We start from the raw sequence: 22,100 nt of genomic DNA, 5'->3' as shown, positions 1-22,100 counted from the left end.
GGCGTCATCCTCGCTTGGCGGCGCCCGACACCAGCTTGCGGGCGTAGGCGATGGCGGAATTCATGTTGCCGTGGTCGGCAATGCCCTTGCCGGCAATGTCGAAGGCCGTGCCGTGGTCGACCGAAGTCCGGTCGATCGGCAGGTCCACGGAGACGTTCACAGCGGTGTCGAAGGCGACGAGCTTGACCGGGATATGTCCCTGGTCGTGATACTGCGCGACGACGAGGTCGAAGGCACCGGCATAGGCGCGGTAGAACACCGTATCGGCGGAAATCGGCCCATGGGCGTCGATGCCCTCCGCACGGGCCGCCTCGACGGCCGGCGCGATCTGGTCGTCATCCTCGGTGCCGAACAGGCCGTTCTCGCCGCAATGGGGATTGATGCCCGCGACGGCGATCTTCGGCGCCGCATAACCGATGCGCTTCAGGTGGGCGTCGCCCGCGCGGATGGTCGCCAGCACGCGCTCCGTCGTCGAGCGGCGGATCGCCTCCTGCAGGGAGACATGGGTCGATACGTGGATGACCTTGAGCCGGTCCGAGGCGAGCAGCATATAGGCGGCCTTGGAGCCGGTGAGACTGCGCAGCATGCCGGTATGGCCGTCATAGTGATGGCCGGCAAGGTTCAGGGCCTCCTTGTTGATCGGCGCAGTGACGATGCAGCCGATGGCGCCGGCTTCGGCATCGCGCACCGCCTTCTCGATGAAGCGGAAGGCGGCATCGCCGGCAATCGGGCTCAGCTGTCCGAAGGCCAGCGGCGCCCCTTCGATGGGCAGGTCCACGACATGGGGGGTGAGGTCGATCGTGATGCCGAGGGCCGCGCGGGCTGCCTCGAGCGTCGCGAGATTGCCGTAGATGCGGATGGTCGCGCGCTCCTCCGGCGTCATGCCGGCAAGCGCGCGAACCGAGATCTCCGGGCCGACGCCGCACGGGTCGCCCATGGTGATGCCGATAATGGTGCTCATGAAGGTCTCCGTGCGTCGGCGCTGTCCCAGCCGGGAGCCAGGCGGACATATTTGATCGCGCGCCGGTGATAGGTGTAGGCGAGGTGGAGGGTGCCGCCGGCGTCTGCCAGCAGCCAGGGATAGGACATCTCCTTGTTCCGGCCGTCGATGGAATCGTTGGAAAGGCAGGTGCCTGGCCCGTCCTCTATGAGCAGCCGGACGGGGAAGGTCCTGCCCCCGTCCTCCGACAGGCAGAGGGCGACGGGCGCGCGCGGCGCGCCCCAGACCGGAACGCAGCCGCCCGTGGGGTCGGCGTCGGGACGCTCGTCGTTCTCGCCGAGCTCGTCATAAAGCGAGGCGCGGCGATCGGAAGATTGGGCCGCATTCACCGGATTGCAGATCATCGCGACACGGCCGTCCGCCAGGCGGATTGCAGCCAGGGAGGAATTGTTGTTCGGCACGTCGGTCGCCTCAGGCGCGGACCACGACCGGCCACCGTCCCGGCTCTCCGTTCGGTAGACGAAATCCGCCTGACGACGGCGGAAGAAGGCGGCAAGGTGCTGTCCGCCCAGGGCGACCGGCGACATGTGCACGCAGCCGACGGACCGGGAAAGCGCTTCGAGCCGCCACGACTTGCCTTCATCAAGCGAGACGCCGAGGGCGGCGGTGTCGTGGCTGCCGTTCCATTTCTGCCCGGGGCGCTGGACGCAGCGGAAGATCGGGAGCAGCCATGCCCCGTCTGCCCGCACCACCAGCGGCGCACGCACGAAGCAGCCACGCGGCAGATCGAGATAGCGTCCCTCCCCGGCAGTCAGCACGAGGGGAGCGGCGCCCCGCCGGATTTCGACCATGCGGATCCGGCATTCGTCCTGGTTGCCCGAGGGCTGCGAGGTATGGAAGAGCCATAGCCGGCCGTCCGGCGCGGTGAAGAACACCGGGTTCTGTTCCGAATGGGCGGGATCGAAACTCAGCCGCTGCGGCGGGCCCCAGCTTTCCGCACCCTTCGCCAGCACGCAGGCGAAGATCGATATGTCCGACTTGCCTTCCAGCGTGCCGCCGAACCAGGCGCAGGCGAGCGCACCGTCAGCGAGCGGATGCAGAAACGCGGCGTGATTCTGGATCATGGGCGACGGCAACAATGCCTCGGCACGTCCCGGCGACACGATCTGAAGCCGGCCATTCATGTGGCGGGCGATTTCCTCTGGGCGCATTGGCTCCTCCTGCATCGCGTTGAAAATCACCCAAATCCCAAAGTTGTCAAGTTTTAGAATGTTACCAAATCACCAATTTTTCTTCTAGAAAAGAAAAATCTTATTGATTTTACGAATCAATTTTCTTCTCAAATGACGCCCATAAAATTTACATTGCAAAATAATTTGACAAACTTTGATGGAAATAGGATGGTTTGAGCTGGCCGGCAAACGGATGCCGGGGGAGAAATTCATACCGGAGGGGCACTGCGCTCTTTGCGATCGGTGCCGCGCTGGTCGCCGCGCGATCCGGAAAGGCGGCATCAGCCTGATACGATTTCACCAGGGAGGAAATATCGTGAAGAGAATATTGGTTCTGGGTGCCCTCATGCTGGGTTCCGCCTTGTCCCCCGCCTTTGCCGGCTCGGGGCCGATCAAGATCGTGCTTGCCGAGGAGGCGGACCTGCTCGAGCCCTGCATGGCAACCCGCTCCAACATCGGCCGCGTCATCATGCAGAATGTCAGCGAGACGCTGACCGAGCTCGACGTTCGCGGCGACAAGGGCGTGATGCCACGCCTTGCCGAAAAGTGGGAGCAGAACGCCGACGGCAGCTGGCGCTTCCACTTGCGCCAGGGCGTAAAATTCTCCGACGGCACGACCTTCGACGCGAAGGATGTCAAGCACAGCTTCGACCGTATCATGAGCGACAAGAACGCCTGCGAGTCGCGCCGCTACTTCGGCGGCATGACCGTGACGCCGACCGTCGTCGACGACTTCACGATCGACTTCAAGGCCGATCCGGTCCAGCCGATCCTGCCGCTGCTGCTCTCGCTCGTCACCATCGTGCCGGAGGAGACGCCCTTGGAATTCGTGCGCGAGCCCATCGGCACCGGTCCCTACAAACTGACGAACTGGACGCCGGGCCAGCAGATCGTGCTGACTGGCCGCGAGGACTACTGGGGCGCCAAGCCCGAGGTCACGGAGGCGACCTATCTCTTCCGTGCCGATCCTTCGGTTCGCGCGGCCATGGTGCAGGCCGGCGAGGCGGATCTCTCGCCCTCGATCTCGCAACTCGACGCCACCAACCCGGCGACGGATTTCTCCTATCTCGACAGCGAGACCGTCTATCTACGGATCGACCATAACATCGAGCCGCTGAACGACGTGCGCGTCCGCCGCGCCCTGAACCTCGCGATCGACCGGCAGGCCTTCCTCGGAACGCTCGTTCCCGACAGCGCGCTGCTCGCCACCGCCATCGTGCCGCCGCCGACGCTCGGCTGGAACCCCGACGTCAAGGTCTTCCCCTATGATCCCGATGGCGCAAGGACGCTGCTGGAGGAAGCCAAGGCCGACGGCGTGAAGGTCGACACGCCGATCACCATCATCGCCCGTTCGGCAAACTTCCCGAACGTCACGGAGATCATGGAAGCCATTCAGGCGCAGCTCCAGGAAGTCGGCTTTAAGGTCGAGCTGAAGTTCGTCGAGGTCGCCGAGCACGAGCAATACTACTCCAAGCCCTTCAAGGAAGGCCGCGGCCCGCAGATCGTCGCCGCCATGCATGACAACTCAAAGGGCGACCCGTCGTTCTCGATGTTCTTCAAATATGCGACCGAAGGCACGCAGTCCGGCTTCTCCGATCCGAAGGTCGACGACCTGATCAAGCGCGCCTCGGCCGCCGTCGGCGATGAACGCGCCAAGCTCTGGTCCGAGGTCATCGCCTATGTCCATGACGAGGTCGTCGCGGACGTGCTGCTGTTCCATATGGTCGGCTTCTCGCGCGTTTCCGAACGCCTCGATTTCAAACCGACCATGGCGACCAACGGGACGCTGCAGCTTTCGGAAATCAAGATCAAGTAAGCGCGCGCTGGCAAAGCCTGCATTTGCCGGTCACAACAGCAATAAAGGCGGCGGGATGATCCCGCCGCCCGATTCCCCCGAGGGTGCCATGCTGAGATTCATTCGAAAACGCGCCGTGGCCAGTCTGATCTCTCTCGTCGGACTGATCGTCATGGTCTTCTTTCTCTCGCGGCTGACGGGGGATCCGGCTGCACTTTTCCTCCCTGTCGAGGCTTCGGCGGAGATGAAGGCGCAGTTCCGTGAATTGCATGGCCTGAACGATCCTCTCCTCGTGCAGTTCGCCCGCTATGTCGGCGATGTCGTCACCGGCGATTTCGGCGAATCCCTGCGCAAGGCGCGGCCCGCGCTCGACGTCGTGCTCGAAGCCTTCACCTGGACCCTCTGGCTCGCGCTCGTCACCATGACGCTCGTCACGGGGGCCGCCATCGTCGTCGGATCGCTTGCCGCCTTCCGCGCCGGCGGCTTCTTCGACCGCCTGTCCTCCGTCATCTCGCTTCTCGGCGCCTCGGTGCCGGATTTCTGGGTCGCCATTGTCGCGATCGTCGTCTTCTCGGTGAACCTTGCCTGGCTGCCCACCTCGGGCACCGGCTCGCTGCTCCACTGGATCCTGCCGATCTCCGTGCTTTTCATCCGCCCGTTCGGCATCATCGTCCAGGTGGTGCGCGGCTCGATGATCGGCGCGCTTTCCTCCGCCTATGTGAAGACCGCACGGGCAAAGGGCGTCAAATCCGGGCCGATCATCTTCGTGCATGCGCTGCGCAACGCCATGCTGCCGGTCATCACCGTCATCGGCGACCAGGCGGCGAGCCTGCTCAACGGCGCGGTCATCATCGAGACGATCTTCGGCTTTCCCGGCGTCGGAAAGCTGATGATCGATTCCATCCTGCAGCGCGATTTCAACGTGGTTCTCGCCGCGATCCTCGTCACCGCGCTGGCGATCTTCCTCATGAACCTGCTGATCGACCTTGCCTATGCTCTGCTCGATCCGCGGATCCGCCACTGAGGAGCATGGCCATGACCCTTCAGACGACAGACACCGCCCTTGCCGAAGAGCCGCATTTTGCCCGGCGCATGGTGCGCATGCTGCTGGCCGACAGGTTCGCGCTCTGCGCCGCGATCTTCCTTCTCGTCATCCTGGTCCTCGCGATCGTCGGCCCGAGCTGGCTCGGGGACCTCGCGACCAAACAGAACCTCAGGGGCCGCAATGCTGCGCCCTTCGACTGGGAGCGCGGCTGGGTCTGGTGGATGGGCGCCGATGCGCTCGGGCGCCCGCTGCTCGCCCGCATCATCGTCGCCACGCAGAACACGTTGATGGTTGCGGCCGGCGCGGTGGCGCTCTCGGCGGTCGTGGGCACTGTCCTCGGGCTTGTCGCGGGTTTCTCCTCGGCACGCGTCAACCAGATCATCATGCGACTTGCCGACGTCATCATGTCCTTCCCCTCGCTATTGATCGCGGTGATCGTGCTCTACATCCTCGGCTCCTCGATCCTCAATCTCATGCTGGTTCTCGCGATCACCCGTATTCCCGTCTATCTGCGCACCACCCGGGCGGAAGTGCTGGAAATCCGCGAGCGCATGTTCGTGCAGGCCGCGCGCGTCATGGGCGCCTCCTCGAAGCGCATCCTCTTCCGCCATATCCTGCCCGTCGTCTTGCCCACACTGACGACGCTGGCAACGCTCGACTTTGCCTATGTGATGCTCGCCGAAAGCGCGCTCTCCTTCCTGGGCATCGGCATCCAGCCGCCGGAAATCACCTGGGGCCTGATGATCTCGCAGGGCCGGCAATACCTCACCAACGCCTGGTGGCTGTCGTTCTGGCCGGGGCTTGCCATCATTCTCACCACCCTGTCGCTGAACCTCCTGTCGAACTGGCTGCGCATCGCGCTCGACCCGGTTCAGCGCTGGCGTCTCGAAATGAAGGGCCGCAAGAATGGCTGAGCATCTTCTGGAAGTCCGCAACCTCTCGGTCGAGTTCCACACCGCCGCAGGCGTGGTCAAGGCGGTGCGCAACATCTCCTACCACCTTGACCGCGGCGAGACGCTGGCAATCCTCGGGGAGAGCGGCTCTGGCAAATCGGTCTCCTCCTCGGCGATCATGAACCTCATCGACATGCCGCCGGGCCGCATCAGCGCGGGCGAAATCCTGCTCGACGGCGTGGACCTGCTCACGATGCCGGCGAACCAGCGCCGCGAGGTGAACGGCCGCCGCATCGCCATGATCTTCCAGGACCCGCTGAGCCATCTCAATCCGGTCTATACCATCGGGTGGCAGATCCGCGAGGCGCTGACCACGCACGGGACGGCCTCCGCGCAGGCACGGGCCGAAGCGCTGCGGCTCCTGACACGCGTCGGCATTCCCGAGCCGGAACATGCGCTCGGCAAGTACCCGCACGAATTTTCCGGCGGCCAGCGCCAGCGCGTGATGATCGCCATGGCGCTCGCGCTGCGCCCGGACCTCCTGATCGCCGACGAGCCGACGACGGCACTCGACGTGACCGTGCAGGCCGAAGTGCTCGCGCTGCTTGAGGAGCTGCAGCAGGAAACCGGCATGGCGGTGCTCATCATCACGCACGATCTTGGCGTGGTCGCCGAGATCGCCGATCGCGTCGTGGTAATGGAGAAGGGCGAGCTGGTCGAGGCCGGCACGGTGCGGGAGGTCTACCGGAACCCGCAGCACCCCTATACCCGCAAACTCATCGCCGCCGCGCCCGGCAAGGGTGAGATGCACGAGCCTGCCGCCCGCACCGCGCCGGTGCTTTCGGTGCGCGACGTGCGCAAGCGCTATGGCGCCTTCGAGGCCCTGAAGGGCGTCTCCTTCGATCTCATGCCCGGCGAGACGATGGCCGTGGTCGGCGAAAGCGGCTCGGGCAAGTCGACCCTCGCGCGCATTCTGCTGCGCCTCGACGAACCGGATGCGGGCAGCGCCCACTGGAAGGGGCGCGACCTCTTCACGCTCTCGCCCGGCGAACTCTACAAGCTGCGCCGCGACCTGCAGATGGTGTTCCAGGATCCGACGCAGTCGCTCAACCCGCGCATGACCGTCTACCAGCTCGTCTCCGAGACCTGGATCATCCATCCGGATATCCTGCCCAAGGCGAAATGGCGTGAACGTGTCGCCGAGCTCCTCGTGCAGGTCGGCCTCGGCCCCGAACATATGGGGCGCTATCCGCACCAGTTCTCCGGCGGGCAGCGCCAGCGCATCGCCATTGCCCGGGCGCTCGCACTCGAACCGCAGCTCATCATCTGCGACGAAGCGGTCTCGGCCCTCGACGTCTCGGTGCAGGCGCAAGTCATCGCGCTGCTCGACAAGCTGCGCAGGGAAATGGGCATCGCCTTCATCTTCATCGCCCATGACCTGCCGGTCGTGCGGGACTTCGCCGACCATGTCATGGTCATGCGGAAGGGCAACGTCGTCGAGTTCGGCACGGTGCGCGCGGTGTTCGAGACGCCGCGCGAGGATTATACGCGCGCCCTGCTTGCCGCCGGCCTTGATCCCGATCCCGACGTGCAGGCCGCCCATCGCGCCGCCCGTCTCCAGCGCGCCTCGTAGGCGCCGTTTTCTCAAAGGAAGCTCCCGTGTCGAAACAAGCCTTCGTCGCCCTCGTGACCTGCTTCAACGAAGACGAGACCATCAATTACGCGGCAACGCGCGCCCAGGTCCGCCGGCAGGTCGAAGCCGGCAACAGCATCATGTGCGCCGGCACCAACGGCGATTTCACCGCCCTGACTTTCGAGGAGAAGGTGCGGTTGACGGAAGAGGTGGTCGATGAGGTGGGCGGGCGCGTACGGGTCATCGTCAATGCCGGCATGCCGGCCACCTTCGAGACGCTGAAGCTGGCGCGCGAATTCGACCGCATCGGTGTCGATGGCATCGCCGTCATCACGCCCTTCTTCATCGCCTGCACACAGGACGGTCTCGTCCGCCATTTCTCGACCGTCGCCGATGCGGTGACAACGCCCGTCTATCTCTACGACATCCCGGCCCGAACGCAGAACCATATCGAGCCGGATACCGCGCGCCTGCTCGCCGGCCATGGCAACATCGCCGGCATCAAGGATTCGGGCGGGGCGAAGGAGACATTGGAGGCCTATCTTACCGTCGCCAGGGACGTGGAGGGGTTCGAGGTGTATTCCGGGCCGGACCATCTGGTGCTCTGGTCGCTGCAGAACGGGGCAGCGGGCTGCATCTCTGGCCTCGGCAACGCCATGCCTGAGGTGCTCTCCGGCATCCTGAAGGCCTACAACGCGGGCGACAACGCCGAGGCGGAACGACAGCAGGCCACATTCACCGCCTTCCGCACGGATCTCTATGCCCTTGGCTTTGCACCGGCCATGGTCAAACGCGCCCTTTACCTGCAGGACGCGTCCGTCGGCGCCAGCCGGCAGCCGGCCTTGCTGCCGAATGCGGAGCAGGACGGCCGTATTGCGGAAATTCTGACCCGATACGGCCTGCTCTGATCCCCGCCTGCTTCACCGCGCTTGCGGCGGCACGACGTGGCGACGGTTGATGCTTGCCGGGCGCCCCCTGATCGACAGGGCGGTCTCGCGCTTCTCGCGCTCGGCCACGACCTTGCCCTTCGAGACGACGCAGAGCCGCTCGGCGCGCAGGCGCACCGCCTCGATGGGATTGCCCGCGTCGAGCACGACGAGGCTTGCCGATTTGCCGACGGCGAGGCCGAGATGGTCGAGGCCCATGATCTCGGCATTGACCCGCGTCACCATGTCGAAGCAGGCGCGCATGTCCGCGGGCGAGGACATCTGGGCGACGTGCAGCCCCATGAAGGCGACATCGAGCATGTCGGCGGTGCCGAGCGAATACCAGGGATCGAGCACGCAGTCCTGCCCCCAGCCGACACGGATGCCGGCCTTCAGCATCTCGGGCACGCGCGTCATGCCGCGGCGCTTCGGATAGGTGTCGTGGCGGCCCTGCAGCATGATGTTGATGAGCGGGTTGGGGATCGCCGACACGCCCGCCTCGGCAATCAGCGGCAGCAGCTTGGAGACGTAATAATTGTCCATCGAATGCATCGAGGTGAGATGCGAGCCGGCCACCCGGCCCTGCAGGCCGAGCCGCTGGGTCTCGTAGGCGAGCTGTTCGATGTGGCGGGACAGCGGATCGTCCGTCTCGTCGCAGTGCAGGTCGACCATCAGGCCGCGCTCGGCCGCGATCTCGCAGAGTTCGGTGACCGACCGTGTGCCATCCGCCATGGTGCGCTCGAAATGCGGGATGCCGCCGACGACATCGACGCCCATGTCGAGGGCGCGCAGGGTGTTCTCGCGGGCATTGGGCGAGCGGTAGAGACCGTCCTGCGGGAAGGCGACGAGCTGGAGGTCGATATAGGGGGCGATCTCCCTCTTCACCTCGAGCAGGGCTTCCACCGCCAGCAGGCGATCGTCGCAGGTATCGACATGGGTGCGGATGGCGAGCAGGCCCATGGAAACCGCCCAGTCGCAATAGGCGAGCGCGCGCTCCTTGACGGCCTCGTGTGTCAGGAGCGGCTTGAGCTCGCCCCAGAGCGCAATGCCTTCGAGCAGCGTGCCCGAGGCGTTGATGCGCGGCAGGCCGTAGGAGAGCGTCGCATCCATGTGGAAATGCGGATCGACGAAAGGCTGGCTGACGAGGTTGCCCGACGTATCGACGACACGGCCGGCGGCAGCGTCGAGACGCGGCTCAATCGCGGCGATCGTCTCGCCCTTGATGCCGATATCGGCGACGGTTCCATCGGGCAGCGTGCCGCCCTTGACGATCAGGTCGAAGCTCATCTTTCGCCTTTCTGGTAGGGTATCATCAAAGCCTTGGGATAGGTGGTGCGGCGCGCCACCAGGATCAGCGCCAGGATCGACAGCGCATAGGGCATCATCAGGAACACCTGGTAGGGCACGATGCCGCCCGATATCTGCTGCAGGCGGATCTGATAGGCATCGAAGGCGGCGAACAGAATGGCGCCGACCAGCGCCTTGCCCGGCCGCCACGAGCCGAAGACGACGAGCGCGATGCAAATCCAGCCGCGGCCGTTGATCATCTGGAAGAAGAACGAGTTGAACGCCGACATGGTGAGGAAGGCACCGCCGACCGCCATCAGCGCACTGCCGGCGACAACCGCGCCCATGCGGATGCCGGTGACCGAAATGCCCTGCGCTTCCACGGCGGACGGGTTTTCGCCCGCCGCGCGCACAGCAAGGCCGACAGGCGTGCGATAGAGCACCCAGGTGACGAGCACGACGGCCAGGAAGGCGAGATAGGTCAGCGGCGTCTGCGTGAACAGCGCCTCGCCGAGCACGGGGATATTCGACAGACCGGGGATCGCCAGCGGCTGGAACGGCTCGATCTTCGGCGGCGACGTCACCTCCGGCAGCGCGAGGCGATAGGTGAAATAGGTGAGGCTGGTCGCCAGCAGCGTGACGCCGATGCCGACGACATGCTGCGACAGGCCGAGCGGCACGGTGAGCGTGGCGTGCAGCAGGCCGAACAACGCGCCGGCAAGGGCGGCCACCAGCACGCCGGCCCACAGGTCGCCGCCGCTATAGACGGTGAACCAGCCGGCGAAGGCACCGACGGTCATGATGCCCTCGATGCCGAGATTGAGCACACCGGCGCGCTCGCAGATCAGTTCACCCATGGTCGCGAAGATCAGCGGCGAGGCGATGCGGATAACGGCGACCCAGAAGGAGGCGGTGAAGAGGATTTCAAGCGCGTCCATCATCACCTCCACCTGATCCTGTAGCGCGTCAGAAGGATCGCCACCACCATGGTCAACAGCGAGGTGGCCACCATGACGTCGGCGATGTAGCTCGGCACCTTGGCGGCGCGGCTCATCGCATCGGCACCGACGAAGATGCCGGCGACGAAGATGGCCGAGGCGATGACGCCGAGCGGATTGAGCATCGCCAGCATGGCGACGACGATGCCGGTGTAGCCGTAGCCGGCCGACAGGTCGAGCGTCAGGTTACCCTTGAGCCCGGACACTTCGGAAAAGCCGGCAAGCGCGGCCAGCCCGCCGGAGAGCAACGCCGTCTTCATCAGCACGAGGTTGACAGGGATGCCGACGAAACGCGCGCCTTCCGGGTTGTGGCCGACGGCACGCATCTCGTAGCCGAGCTTGGTCTTCTTCGTGACGATCCACACCACGACGGCCGCGATGATTGCGATGACGAAGCCGAGATGCAGGCGCTTGCCCTGGATGAGGCGCGGCAGCTGCGCCTCCGCGACGACCTTCTGGGATTGCGGCCAGCCCAGCCCCATCGGATCCTTCAGCACGCCCTCGAGCAGCATCGACACGAAGAGCAGGACGATGAAGTTCAAGAGCAGCGTGGTGACCACCTCGTCGACGCCGAAGCGCGTCTTCAGCACGGCGGGGCCGAGCAGCAACAGCGCCCCGGCCGCCATCGCCGCGGCCATCAGCACGGGGATCAGGATGGCCGAGGGCAGGGGCAGGGCGCCGGTGCCAAGCACCACGGTGAGCACGCCGCCGATATAGAGCTGCGCCTCGGCGCCGATGTTCCAGAGCTTGGCGCGAAAGGCGACGGCGACGGCAAGGCCCGTGAAGATCAGCGGCGTCGCGCGGGTCAAGGTTTCCAGCAGAGCGAATTGCGAGCCGGCCGCGCCCCTGGCAACGAGATAGAAGACCGAGAACGGCGAGGCGCCGGCCGCCAGGACCAGAAGCGAGACCAACAGCAGCGTGGCGACGATGGCCGCCAGCGGAAACAGGAGGGTGACCGCCAGCGTCGGCGCGGGTTTCGCCTCAAGCCGCATCGCTGCGCTCCCCGCTGTGGCCGGCCATCAATTCCCCCAGCTCGCGAATGCTGCGTTCGCCGCGCGCGGAGGGGGTCGACAGGCGCCCCTTCGACATGACGATGATGCGGTCGGACAAGGCCAGGATTTCCTCAAGGTCTTCCGAAATCAGCAGCACGGCGGCGCCCCGCTCCCGCGCTGCGAGCAGCATGCGGTGGACATAGGCGACGGCACCGACATCGAGGCCGCGCGTCGGCTGGCTCGCAAGGATGACCGCCGGCTCCGGATCAAGCGCACGGCCCAGGATGAGCTTCTGCATGTTGCCACCCGACAGCAGGCGTATGCGCGCCTCGGGCGAGGGACACTTCACGTCATAGTCGGCGATGATCTTTTCGGCGAAATGGCGGGCGGCCTTCCAGTCGAGGAAACCCATGCGGCTGAAGCGCGGACTGCCGTAACGCTCGGCGATCACATTCTCGGTGACGCTCATGTCGCCGATGGTGCCGACGGCATGGCGGTCTTCCGGTATGCGCGCCACGCCGTGGTCGAGCGCGACGCGCGGCGACCAGCCGGCAACCTCCCGCCCGGCGACGGAAATGCGACCGCCGGTGGCGCGCTGGGTGCCGGCGATGAGCGCGGCAAGGGCTGCCTGGCCATTGCCGGAAACGCCGGCAAGGCCGGTGATCTCGCCGGCGCTGAGGGTGAGCGACACGTCATCCAGCGCAGCGCCGTTATAGGGCGCGGTGGAGACGCCTTCGAGCACGAGGAGCGGCGCCCCGACATTGGCCGGGCTGACCTCCGCCGGCTTCACCTCCTGGCCGACCATGAGCGCGGCCAGTTCCTTGCGATCGGTCGATGCCGTTTCGCATTCGCCGACAAGCCGGCCCGCGCGCAGCACCAGCACGCGATCGCTGACGGCCATCACCTCGTGCAGCTTGTGGGAGATGAAGATGATCGACAGGCCCTTGGCGACAAGCAGCTTCAAGGTGCGAAACAGCGCATCGGTCTCGGCCGGGGTTAGAACGGCCGTCGGCTCGTCGAGGATCAGGATACGGGCATCGCGATAAAGCGCCTTGAGGATCTCGACGCGCTGGCGTTCGCCGACCGAAAGCGTGGAGACGGTGGCCGCGGGATCGACGGCCAGGCCGAAATCGGCGGAGAGCTGCGCAATGCGCTGCCGTACCGACGCCCTGTCGAGCCGCGCACGCCAGAGGCTTTGCGTGCCCAGCGCGATGTTCTCCTGCACCGTCATGTTGTCGGCGAGGGTGAAATGCTGGTGCACCATGCCGATGCCGGCATCGAGCGCGGCACGCGGATCGCCCGGCGGCAACGGCTCGCCAAAGGCCTCCACGGTTCCGGCGTCGGCGACATAGTGGCCGAAGAGAATGTTCATCAGCGTCGTCTTGCCGGCACCGTTCTCCCCGAGCAGCGCAATGACCTCGCCGCGCTTCAGGTCGAAGGAAATGTCGTCGTTGGCCCGGAGCGGACCGAAACGCTTGCTGATGCCGGAAAGACGGAGGACGGGTGTATCGGACACGTTGGCGACCGGGAAAGGACTTTGAGGGCAGGGTTGTTCTGCTCGCAGGGAAAAGCAGCCGCGGCAAGGGAAATATCCTCCTGCCGCCAGCCATTTCTCCCCGCGATCATCAGAACGCGGAAGGCTAGCTCGATTTCGGCTCTGCGTCGTTGATCTCGACGGTGAACGAACCGTCCTTGATCGCCTTTTCCTTCTCGGTGACCCTGGCCTTCACGTCGTCGGGAACTTTGGCGTCGAAGGTGCCGAGCGGCGCGAGCGAACAGCCGCCGTTCTTCATGAGGGAATAGACGCCATAGTCGTCCGCCTTGAAGGCACCGGCCTTCACTTCCGCGATCGCCTTGTCCAGCGTCGGCTCGAAGTGCCACAGCGCGGAGGCGACCACGGTCTCCGGATAGTCCGCCTGGGTATCGATGACATTGCCGATGGCCAGGACGTTCTTTTCCTTCGCCGCATCGGACACGCCGAAACGTTCGGCATAGAGCAGGTCCGCACCGCCATCGATCTGGGCGAAGGCGGTTTCCTTGGCCTTGGGCGGATCGAACCACGAGCCGATGAAGGCGATCTGGAACCTGGTGTCCGGAGCCACTTCCTTCACACCCGCCATGAAGGCGTTCATCAGGCGGTTGACCTCCGGGATCGGATAGCCGCCGACCATGCCGATGTTCTTCGACTTGGTCATCGCGCCGGCGACGAGGCCGGAGAGATAGGAGGCATCCTGGATGTAGTTGTCGAAAACCGAGAAGTTCGGCACGGCGGCATCGGGCTTGAAGCTCGAGCCCATCAGGAAGGCGACATCCGGATAGTCCCTGGCGACGGCACGGGCGGCGTCCTCCACGCCGAAGACCTCTCCCAGGATCAGCTTGTGGCCGGCCTCGCAATATTCGCGCATGACGCGCTCATAGTCGTTGTTGGCGGTGTTCTCCGAATAGACATATTCGATGTCCCCGCGCTCCTTGGCGGCATTGGCCGCCTTGTGGATGCGGCTGACCCACTGCTGCTCGACCGGCACGGTATAGATGGCCGCGACCTTGAGCGGATCGGCGGCGATCACGCGACCCGGCAGGCCAACGGCGGCGACCGCTGCGGACGCCCCGGCGGCCTTGATCAGGGTTCGTCTGGAAATGCCGAAATTGAACGGATTGCGATGCATTCGATTCCCCTTTGGCTTATCGCGCAATTCATTGAAAAGCGTCTTTTTTTACCACTTGGTCAACATAGGTGAAATCTCTTGTTGCGGCAATTGGGCATAGCCGAAAGTTCACCCCGCCGGCCTCGGCGCCATCCATCCGGATCTGCATCGGCGCCGGCGCGAAGGCTGCGGTGCGGCTTGGGGGGACTGCCATATGGGCGCAGCCATGCTCCCCGATTTGCAGGGTTCATGGCTGTGATGTCCGGCCTGATCCTATCGCAATACGCGGCGCAGCCGTGCTTCCATCTGTGCCGCGGCCTCGTCCGGCGTCATGGAACCACCGATCACGGCGTTGAAGAGCGTGCGGATGATTTCGCTCACTTCGTTGTAACGCGGCGTCACGGGCCTCGGGAGCGCGCTTTCGACGACGGCGCGGGCGTTTTCGATCCAGGGCATCGCCTCCTGGACATCCGGATCGGCGTAGAGCGCCGTCTGCGGCGGAAGATAGGAAGCCTCGATGGCCTTGATCTTGGTCGCTTCGGCACTCGCAAGGAAGGTCACGAGCTTCTTTGCTTCCTCCTGATGGCGTGAATAGGCGGACACCGCCCATTCCCAGCCACCTAGGCAGCTGACCGGCTTGCCGCCTTCCACCGCGGGAAGGGTTGCTACGCCGACCTTGTCCCGCACGGCGGAATCCTCACCCTGAAAATTGCTCCAGCCGTAGCCCCACAGTGCGGCGAACACCGCCTTTCCGGCTTGGAACTCCCGCCGCGTATCGTCGGTCCCGACCTCCGATATGTTCTTCTTGGCGATACCCTGATCGACGAAACCCTTCCAGAGGTCGAAGGCCGCGACCGCACCGTCCTTGTCGAAGGAAAAGTCACCGTTCCTCGTCAGGTCGTGGCCGGCACTCCAATAGGGCAGGAGAAAGGTACAGACGGCGCCTTCGATCGCTTTTCCCTGGAAGCTCAAGCCTTGCAGGTTCGGGTCACCCTCCCCGGCCAGGACCGTCTTCGTCGTCTCGGCAAGCTCCGCCCAGGTCTTCGGCACGGGAAGGCCGTATTTGTCCAGGAGGTCCTTGCGATAGTAGAGCAACAGCGCATCGGCATGCGCCGGCAGCGCGACGAGCTTGCCATCGACCGTGTTCGCGTCGGCATAGGCCTTGATATAGCCCTCGAGCATCGGCGCGTCGGCCGCCGCTTCACCGAGCGGCGAGATCCAGCCGGCCGCGCTGAACTGCGCGGGACGGATGATGTCGAGGATCAGGACGTCCAGTGAGGGATCGCGGCTCGACAGGACCGTGTTGAGATATTGCGCCTGCAGTTCCGACGTCGCGCCGCCGAGTTCGATCTCGATCTTGATGCCGGGATTCCGCTGCTCGTAGAGATCGGCGATCTTGCGGTGAACGCTCGGGCTTCCCTGGCTCGAGACGAACATGCGCAGCGTCGTGTCGGCATGGGCCGGCGCCTGCGATCCGATTGCGAACGCTGCCACCGTCCAGGCAATGATGGGGCTTTTCATGTTTGGTTCCTCCTCCAAGTTTCTCCCAAGCCTATAATAGCGCTACATTAAGTGACGTCAATTATCGCGAAGAAAGCGTGATACCCTAGAGAATTTTCTAATTATTCCTTTTTTACCAATATCTTATTAAAAGCGGCGGCATGCCGCTGTATAATAGCGCTACGATTTTATTTGATTTCGTGCGGACTGCTGCGTAACGTTTCCCGGTCCAAAGCCGTCGGTATGCCGTCGGCATCGACACAATCGAGAGGAGGAATGAGATTGTCAGACCTTATACGCTACGGCCTGATCGGGGCCGGCATGATGGGACGCGAGCATCTTCGCAATATCGCGATGACGCCGGGCTCAAGGATTACGGCCATCGCGGATCCGGATGCCCGGTCGCGTGCGCTGGCCGCCGAATGCGTTCCCGAAACGGCCCAGCTGTTCGACTCGGCCGATGCGCTCCTTGCCAGCAACGCCGTCGACGCGCTGGTGATCGCAACGCCGAACGACACGCATGCGGATGTGCTGGCAAGGATTCTCGACCGGGGCCTCAGCCTGCCGATCCTTCTGGAAAAGCCCGCCTGCACCTCCGCCGAACAACTCACCTGGATGTCGACGGCGCTTGCCGGCTACACGGCGCCGCTATGGATCGGCATGGAGTACCGTTACATGCCGCCGGTCACGGAACTCGTGGAAGAGGTTCGCAAGGGAACGGTCGGCGACCTCAAGATGATCGCACTGCGCGAACACCGCTTTCCCTTCAAGCAGAAGGTTGGCAACTGGAACCGCTACGCGGCGCGCACGGGCGGCACACTCGTCGAGAAGTGCTGCCATTTCTTCGATCTCATGCGGCTGATCGCCGAGGACGAGGCGGTGCGCGTCCATGCCTCCGCCGGCATCGACGTCAACCATGCCGACGAGCGGCGCGAGGACGGCGAGCGGCCCGACATCATCGACAATGCCTTCGTCACGGTCGACTTCAAGTCGGGAATCCGCGCCTCGCTCGATCTTTGCATGTTCGCCGAAGGCGCTCTCTGGCAGGAGGAGTTCGCCGCGACCGGCTCGCTCGGCCGGGTCGAATGCTTCGTGCCGGGGTATCGCGGCGAGGAGGCCGGCAGGCATTCCGAAATCGAAATCAGCTTTCGGCAGGAAAAGCGCCAGCCCGAACGCCGCATCGTCGAGGTGGACGCGGAAGTGCTGCATGCCGGCGCACATCACGGCGCGACCTTCTACGCGCACCAGAAGTTCCGCAAGGCGATCCTGGGTGCCGGTCCGGTCGAGGTGACGTTGCTGGACGGCCTGAAGGCAGTTGCCATCGGGCTGGCGGCGGAACGTTCCGCCAAGGAAAAACGCGTCGTCACCATCGACGGACTGACGCTGAACTGACGGGCATGACGGCGGCAGGGGAATGGATCGGCGGTGCCGCCGATCCTTCGTGCCCCGTTGAAAAGCCAGCTCCGTTCGCGCCAAGGGGCAATGGCCCTTCTTGCGAAGGGCAACTCTTCGTTTCCGCGCAATCGGCTATCGGTAGCGACCACACTCCCGCCGGAAATGCCCTAGCTGCTGCGGCGATGCTGCAGCGTGAAGCGGGTGTCGATCGTGCGGTGTGCGTCCGCTTTTTCGCCGTGCAGGTGCTCTTCGATCAGCCTTGCAGCCTCCCGGCCGATCAGGTCGCCGGACGGACGGATCGTGGTGAGCGGCGGGTTGCAGGCGGCACTGAAGCTGAGATCGCCGAAGCCGATCACGGCGAGCCGGTCCGGCACGGCGATCTTCTGGCGCTCGCAGGCAAAGAGCACGCCGAGCGCGATATGGTCGTTCGAGCAGGCGATGCCATCGGCCTCGGGATGGAGCCGCAAGGCTTCCGCCAGCAGCATCGCGCCGATTTCGGCGGAGGCCGTGTCGGGATGCTCGACGACTTTCGCGGCCGCTCCGGTCGCCTTGGCCGCCTGCAGGAAGCCGTTGCAACGCTGCCTGGCGCGGCGGTCCTGGTGCATGCGCGCGCCGAGGAAGAGAAGGTTGCGGCGGTCCTGCCGGATCAGGTGCTCCGCCGCCGCGATGCCGACCTGATCGTGATGGAAGCCGATGGCGGCGTCGATCTGCGGGCCGCCCAGCTCCCAGATCTCGATGACGGGGATGGCGACATTGGCCAGCAGCCGGCGCGTCGCCGCGCTGTGCGAAAGGCCGGTCAGGACGATCGCCGCCGGCGCCCAGGAGAGCGCCATGCGGACCAGCTCCTCCTCTTCCTGCTCGTCATATTCGGTATGGCCGAGAATGAGCTGCAGGCGCTGCTTCTTGAGTGCCGTCTGCATGGAAGAGACCGTCTCGGCGAAGAAGGCGTTGCGCACCGAAGGCACGAGAATGCTGACGGCGCGGGAGGACGCGGCGGCCAGGCCGCCCGCCATGAGGTTCGGCACATAGTTGAGCTTGTCGATCGCCCGGCTGATCGCCTGGCTCGCAGCCGCCGAAACCGCCTCGGGCTTGCGCAGGAAGAGCGACACGGTGGAGGGGGAGACATTGGCGAGCTCGGCCACGTCGGACATCGTGACGGACTGCATCTTGCGGCGATTGCGCGGCGGCTTTCGCATTGTGTTGTCCATGGTCAACTCCATAGCGCTATTATTGCATAAATAGCACACTTTTGATCATGTCGCAACGACAATCGCAGGCATGCAAATATGTAATATTCTGAAAATAAAGAGACTTTTGTCAAACGCCATGGAAATTATGCCATCCCGCGCACCAAAAAACATTTTCCAAGTGCGTCTTGCGTCAAATAAATCGTAGCGCTATTATTGACAGAGATGAGCCGGATGCCCGGCCACGCTTGGGAGAGAGGAATGGCTTCTGTCAGCCTGCGAAAGCTGGAAAAAAGTTACGGTTCGCTGCGCATCGTGAAAGGCGTCGACCTCGAAATCGCCGATGGCGAGTTCGTCGTCTTCGTCGGCCCCTCGGGCTGCGGCAAGTCCACGACGCTGCGCATGGTCGCCGGCCTCGAAAGCATCAGCGGCGGCGAGATCCGCATCGGCGAGAAGATGGTCAACCGCCTGCCGCCGCGCGAGCGCGACATCGCCATGGTCTTTCAGGACTATGCGCTCTACCCGCACAAGACGGTGCGCGAGAACATGGGGTTCAGCCTGAAGGTTCATGGCGTGCCGGCGCGCGAAGCGGATGTCCGCATCAACGAGGCCGCCGAGATGCTCGGCATTTCCCATCTGCTCGAGCGCCGCCCCGGCCAACTCTCCGGCGGCCAGCGCCAGCGCGTCGCCATGGGGCGCGCCATCGTGCGCCGGCCGAAGGTCTTTCTGTTCGACGAACCGCTGTCCAACCTCGACGCCAAGCTGCGCGGCCAGGTCCGCACCGAGATCAAGCGCCTGCACCAGCAGATCGGCACGACGATCATCTATGTCACGCACGACCAGGTCGAGGCCATGACGCTCGCCGATCGCATCGTCATCCTCAAGGGGGGCGATATCGAGCAGGTCGGCACGCCGGACGAGGTCTACAACCGGCCGCAGAGCGTCTTCGTCGGCGGCTTCGTCGGCTCGCCGGCGATGAACTTCGCCAAGGCGAAGGTCGAGGCGGGCTGTCTTGCCTTTGCCGACGGCAACAAGCTGGGGCTGGCGGGCGTGCGGGCCGGGCGCGAGACCGGCGTGGAGGGTCGCGACGTGGTCGTCGGCATACGGCCGGAGCATTTTGGCACGGCAGCCGATCCGGCGGCTGCGCTTGTCGCCCGCGTGCAGGTCGTCGAACCGCTCGGCTCGGACACGCTGGTGCACTTTGCCGTCGGCGGCGACGTTCTGACCGCGCGCATGCCCCCGGAGATGCGGCCGGAGCCCGGCTCGGAATTCCGGATCGGCGTCGATCCCACGAAAATCCATCTTTTCGATGCCGCAAGCGAACGCGTCATCAACTGAATGCCGGGCGCTTTGCGCGCTCCATCAACGGGAGGATAGAATGAACACCAGAACCCTGGCGGGCGCGCTCGCCACTGCCACCATGCTTGCCTTCGCCGCGCCGGCCTTCGCCGACACGGATCTGAAGATCTTCGTTTCCAGCCAGCACCAGCCGGATGTCTGGCGAAAGGTGCTCGACAAGTACGAGGCCGAAAATCCAGGCGTCAAGGTGGCCATCGAGACCGGCGGCAATACCTCGGAAGCGCAGGCACAGTACCTCAACACCGTCATGTCCGCCAAGGACACCAATCTCGACGTGCTGATGCTCGATGTCATCCGCCCGGCGCAATATGCCGCCGCCGGCTGGACCTCCGCCTTCGAGGGCAAGGACATGTCGGTCTACCTGCCGGCCTATGTCGAGGCCAATACGGTGGACGGCAAGGTCGTCGCGCTGCCGGCCTTTGCCGACGCCATGTTCCTCTACTACCGCAAGGACCTGCTCGACAAATACGGCATTACCCCGCCGAAGACCTGGGAAGAGCTCGCCGCCGCCGCCAAGACGGTCGCCGAGGGCGAGAAGAATCCCGATTTGCAGGGCCTCTCCTTCCAGGGCAAGGCCATCGAAGGCGCGGTCTGCACCTTCCTGCTGCCCTACTGGAGCCAGGGCAAGAACCTCGTCGAGAACGGCAAGCTGACCTTCGATCATGACGCCGCCGTCACGGCGCTGTCGCTGTGGAAGGGCTTTGTCGACGAGGGCACGGCCAAGAAGAACATCGCGGAAGTCGCCACCGACGATACGCGCAAGGAATTCCAGGCCGGCAGTGCGCTCTTTGCGGTCAACTGGTCCTATGCCTGGACGCATTTCCAGGGCGCGGAATCGGCCGTCAAGGACAATGTCGGCGTGGCGCGCCTGCCGGCGCTCGGCTCCGGCGAGCAGGCAAGCTGCCTCGGCGGCTGGGAATGGGGCGTTTCGGCCTATTCCACCCATCAGGACGAGGCGAAGAAGCTGGTCGAATACCTTTCCAGCGAGGATGTCTCCATCTTCATGGCCGCCAACGGCTCGCTGCTGCCGACCTATGCGGCCGCTTACAAGAACGACGAGGTGCTCAAGGCTGTGCCGTGGTTCGCCGACGCGCTCCAGGTGGTCGAGACCGCCAAGGCCCGCCCGGTGACGCCGCGCTACAACGAGGTGAGCGAGGTCATCCGCACCACGGTCAACGCGGTGCTCGCCGGCGTCACCACGCCGGAGGACGGCGCGAGCCAGATCGAGGCGCGCCTCAAGCGCATCCTGCGCTGATCGCGATCGCCATCGCCGGAAGGGCAGGGCGGCTTGCCTGCCCTTCCGCCTCCCCAACCTGAATTGCCGGGAGTTGCCCTTTGTCGACGACCTCTACCCTCAATGCAGCACGCCCTGCTGACCGCGGCCCGCCGGCCTGGACGCACTGGCTCGATCTCGGCGACCGGGCGCTCGCCGTCGTCCTGCTGGCACCCGCCGCGATCCTCCTCGCGCTGATCATCGTCTATCCGGTGCTACGCCTCGGCTATACCAGCTTCTTCAGCCTGTCGCTGACCTCCGGCCTGCCGGCGGAGTTCGTCGGCTTCGAAAACTACAGCCTGATGCTGGAGGATCCGGTGTTCTGGGAAACCACCTGGAACACCGTCCTCATCACGCTCATCACCGTGCCCGGCGCCCTCCTGGTCGGGCTGGCACTGGCCCTGCTAGCCAACCTCCCCTTCGGCGTGCAGTGGCCGGTGCGTCTTTCCCTGCTGATCCCGTGGGCGCTGCCGCTCTCCTTCGCCGGCCTGATCTTCGCCTGGTTCTTCCATTCCGAATACGGCGTCGTCAACGACGTGCTCATGCGCCTCGGCTTCGAAGGCATCATCTGGTTCAACTCGCCGAACTGGGCCTTCGCCGCGATCTGTCTGACGATCATCTGGAAGACCTCCTCCTTCATGGCGCTGATCATCCTCGCCGGCCTGCAGACGATCCCGCGCTCGCTCTACGAGGCCGCCGATGTCGACGGCGCGGGCCGTATCCGCCAGTTCTTCGAGATCACGCTGCCGCTTCTGAAGCCCTCCATCGTCGTCGCGCTGATCTTCCGCACCATCACCGCGCTCCAGACCTTCGACATTCCCTACATGATGACCGGCGGCGGCCCCGGCACCTCCACCGCCACGCTCGCCATGTACATCCACCAGAACACGGTCTCCTTCCTCGACCTCGGCTACGGCTCGGCGCTCGCCGTCGTGATGTTCGCCCTGTCGATGTGCGTGACCGCCGTCTATCTCCGCGCCATCCGGACCAAGGAGTAAGC

The 22,100-nt window shown here is 64.7% G+C and carries 18 protein-coding genes; 9 read left to right on the top strand and 9 right to left on the bottom strand.

Annotated features, from left to right (window positions below):
• Positions 1-4: 4 nt before the first annotated feature.
• Positions 5-961: a 4-hydroxythreonine-4-phosphate dehydrogenase PdxA gene (gene pdxA, locus MUU56_RS27865; RefSeq protein ID WP_244770534.1), complete on the bottom strand. Its 957-nt coding sequence runs from the start codon at positions 959-961 to the stop codon at positions 5-7.
• Entirely contained in the window at positions 958-2,151 is a 1,194-nt protein-coding gene (locus tag MUU56_RS27860) for a sialidase family protein (RefSeq protein WP_244770533.1), read from the bottom strand. Before MUU56_RS27860 ends, pdxA begins: the two co-directional genes overlap by 4 nt.
• Positions 2,152-2,518: 367 nt before the next feature.
• On the opposite strand from MUU56_RS27860, the gene MUU56_RS27855 reads away from it, so the two are divergent.
• The 5 genes from MUU56_RS27855 (at position 2,519) to MUU56_RS27835 (ending at position 8,446) form a co-directional block, all read left to right on the top strand.
• Complete coding sequence (locus MUU56_RS27855) at positions 2,519-3,988, top strand: ABC transporter substrate-binding protein (protein WP_280531207.1); 1,470 nt, start codon at positions 2,519-2,521, stop codon at positions 3,986-3,988.
• Between the two features lie 88 nt (positions 3,989-4,076).
• Positions 4,077-4,991: an ABC transporter permease gene (locus tag MUU56_RS27850; protein WP_244770531.1), complete on the top strand. Its 915-nt coding sequence runs from the start codon at positions 4,077-4,079 to the stop codon at positions 4,989-4,991.
• 11 nt (positions 4,992-5,002) lie between these two features.
• Positions 5,003-5,926: an ABC transporter permease gene (locus MUU56_RS27845; protein ID WP_244770530.1), complete on the top strand. Its 924-nt coding sequence runs from the start codon at positions 5,003-5,005 to the stop codon at positions 5,924-5,926.
• Complete coding sequence (locus MUU56_RS27840; RefSeq protein WP_244770529.1) at positions 5,919-7,538, top strand: ABC transporter ATP-binding protein; 1,620 nt, start codon at positions 5,919-5,921, stop codon at positions 7,536-7,538. The genes MUU56_RS27845 and MUU56_RS27840 overlap by 8 nt, the downstream gene beginning before the upstream one ends.
• A gap of 26 nt (positions 7,539-7,564) precedes the next feature.
• Complete coding sequence (locus MUU56_RS27835; protein WP_244770528.1) at positions 7,565-8,446, top strand: dihydrodipicolinate synthase family protein; 882 nt, start codon at positions 7,565-7,567, stop codon at positions 8,444-8,446.
• A 12-nt stretch (positions 8,447-8,458) separates the two neighbouring features.
• Here MUU56_RS27835 and MUU56_RS27830 read toward each other — a convergent pair whose 3' ends face one another.
• The 6 genes from MUU56_RS27830 to MUU56_RS27805 all read right to left on the bottom strand — a co-directional run bounded on the left by MUU56_RS27830 (position 8,459) and on the right by MUU56_RS27805 (position 15,907).
• On the bottom strand, positions 8,459-9,751 hold the full coding sequence (locus MUU56_RS27830; protein WP_244770527.1) for an amidohydrolase family protein: 1,293 nt from the start codon (positions 9,749-9,751) through the stop codon (positions 8,459-8,461).
• Positions 9,748-10,689 carry an ABC transporter permease gene (locus MUU56_RS27825; RefSeq protein ID WP_244770526.1) on the bottom strand — a complete coding sequence of 314 codons (942 nt, stop codon included), beginning with the start codon at positions 10,687-10,689 and terminating at the stop codon, positions 9,748-9,750. Before MUU56_RS27825 ends, MUU56_RS27830 begins: the two co-directional genes overlap by 4 nt.
• Before the next feature lie 2 nt (positions 10,690-10,691).
• Positions 10,692-11,741, bottom strand: a complete 1,050-nt coding sequence (locus MUU56_RS27820) for an ABC transporter permease (RefSeq protein WP_244770525.1) — start codon at positions 11,739-11,741, stop codon at positions 10,692-10,694.
• Complete coding sequence (locus tag MUU56_RS27815; protein WP_244770524.1) at positions 11,731-13,257, bottom strand: ABC transporter ATP-binding protein; 1,527 nt, start codon at positions 13,255-13,257, stop codon at positions 11,731-11,733. Before MUU56_RS27815 ends, MUU56_RS27820 begins: the two co-directional genes overlap by 11 nt.
• A 124-nt stretch (positions 13,258-13,381) precedes the next feature.
• Positions 13,382-14,407, bottom strand: a complete 1,026-nt coding sequence (locus tag MUU56_RS27810; protein ID WP_244770523.1) for a BMP family protein — start codon at positions 14,405-14,407, stop codon at positions 13,382-13,384.
• 252 nt (positions 14,408-14,659) lie between these two features.
• The gene (locus MUU56_RS27805; RefSeq protein ID WP_244770522.1) at positions 14,660-15,907 is read right to left on the bottom strand and encodes an ABC transporter substrate-binding protein; all 1,248 of its coding nucleotides are present in this window, start codon (positions 15,905-15,907) and stop codon (positions 14,660-14,662) included.
• A gap of 261 nt (positions 15,908-16,168) precedes the next feature.
• Between MUU56_RS27805 and MUU56_RS27800 the strand changes: the two genes are divergently transcribed.
• Positions 16,169-17,278 carry a Gfo/Idh/MocA family protein gene (locus tag MUU56_RS27800; RefSeq protein WP_244770521.1) on the top strand — a complete coding sequence of 370 codons (1,110 nt, stop codon included), beginning with the start codon at positions 16,169-16,171 and terminating at the stop codon, positions 17,276-17,278.
• 170 nt (positions 17,279-17,448) lie between these two features.
• On the opposite strand, the gene MUU56_RS27795 is transcribed toward MUU56_RS27800, so the two are convergent.
• On the bottom strand, positions 17,449-18,489 hold the full coding sequence (locus MUU56_RS27795) for a LacI family DNA-binding transcriptional regulator (RefSeq protein ID WP_244770520.1): 1,041 nt from the start codon (positions 18,487-18,489) through the stop codon (positions 17,449-17,451).
• 240 nt (positions 18,490-18,729) lie between these two features.
• Here MUU56_RS27795 and MUU56_RS27790 point away from each other — a divergent pair, with 240 nt between their 5' ends.
• The 3 genes from MUU56_RS27790 (at position 18,730) to MUU56_RS27780 (ending at position 22,098) form a co-directional block, all read left to right on the top strand.
• Positions 18,730-19,806 (top strand): ABC transporter ATP-binding protein, encoded by a 1,077-nt coding sequence (locus MUU56_RS27790; protein WP_244770519.1) that lies wholly within the window; start codon positions 18,730-18,732, stop codon positions 19,804-19,806.
• A gap of 40 nt (positions 19,807-19,846) precedes the next feature.
• On the top strand, positions 19,847-21,082 hold the full coding sequence (locus MUU56_RS27785) for an ABC transporter substrate-binding protein (RefSeq protein WP_244770518.1): 1,236 nt from the start codon (positions 19,847-19,849) through the stop codon (positions 21,080-21,082).
• An 80-nt stretch (positions 21,083-21,162) separates the two neighbouring features.
• Positions 21,163-22,098 (top strand): carbohydrate ABC transporter permease, encoded by a 936-nt coding sequence (locus MUU56_RS27780; protein WP_244770517.1) that lies wholly within the window; start codon positions 21,163-21,165, stop codon positions 22,096-22,098.
• Positions 22,099-22,100: the final 2 nt, after the last annotated feature.

Source organism: Shinella yambaruensis, assembly GCF_022899355.1.
Taxonomy (GTDB): domain Bacteria; phylum Pseudomonadota; class Alphaproteobacteria; order Rhizobiales; family Rhizobiaceae; genus Shinella; species Shinella yambaruensis.
Note: the sequence above shows the minus strand (reverse complement) of the source record. Positions and strands in the feature narration are given on the sequence as shown.

Excerpts from the sequence above, each read along its gene's own strand:
- pdxA (WP_244770534.1), bottom strand. The coding sequence starts at position 961 with ATGAGCACCATTATCGGCATCACCATGGGCGACCCGTGCGGCGTCGGC.
- MUU56_RS27860 (WP_244770533.1), bottom strand. The coding sequence starts at position 2,151 with ATGCGCCCAGAGGAAATCGCCCGCCACATGAATGGCCGGCTTCAGATC.
- MUU56_RS27855 (WP_280531207.1), top strand. The coding sequence starts at position 2,519 with ATGCTGGGTTCCGCCTTGTCCCCCGCCTTTGCCGGCTCGGGGCCGATC.
- MUU56_RS27850 (WP_244770531.1), top strand. The coding sequence starts at position 4,077 with ATGCTGAGATTCATTCGAAAACGCGCCGTGGCCAGTCTGATCTCTCTC.
- MUU56_RS27845 (WP_244770530.1), top strand. The coding sequence starts at position 5,003 with ATGACCCTTCAGACGACAGACACCGCCCTTGCCGAAGAGCCGCATTTT.
- MUU56_RS27840 (WP_244770529.1), top strand. The coding sequence starts at position 5,919 with ATGGCTGAGCATCTTCTGGAAGTCCGCAACCTCTCGGTCGAGTTCCAC.
- MUU56_RS27830 (WP_244770527.1), bottom strand. The coding sequence starts at position 9,751 with ATGAGCTTCGACCTGATCGTCAAGGGCGGCACGCTGCCCGATGGAACC.
- MUU56_RS27825 (WP_244770526.1), bottom strand. The coding sequence starts at position 10,689 with ATGGACGCGCTTGAAATCCTCTTCACCGCCTCCTTCTGGGTCGCCGTT.
- MUU56_RS27820 (WP_244770525.1), bottom strand. The coding sequence starts at position 11,741 with ATGCGGCTTGAGGCGAAACCCGCGCCGACGCTGGCGGTCACCCTCCTG.
- MUU56_RS27810 (WP_244770523.1), bottom strand. The coding sequence starts at position 14,407 with ATGCATCGCAATCCGTTCAATTTCGGCATTTCCAGACGAACCCTGATC.
- MUU56_RS27805 (WP_244770522.1), bottom strand. The coding sequence starts at position 15,907 with ATGAAAAGCCCCATCATTGCCTGGACGGTGGCAGCGTTCGCAATCGGA.
- MUU56_RS27795 (WP_244770520.1), bottom strand. The coding sequence starts at position 18,489 with ATGGACAACACAATGCGAAAGCCGCCGCGCAATCGCCGCAAGATGCAG.
- MUU56_RS27790 (WP_244770519.1), top strand. The coding sequence starts at position 18,730 with ATGGCTTCTGTCAGCCTGCGAAAGCTGGAAAAAAGTTACGGTTCGCTG.
- MUU56_RS27785 (WP_244770518.1), top strand. The coding sequence starts at position 19,847 with ATGAACACCAGAACCCTGGCGGGCGCGCTCGCCACTGCCACCATGCTT.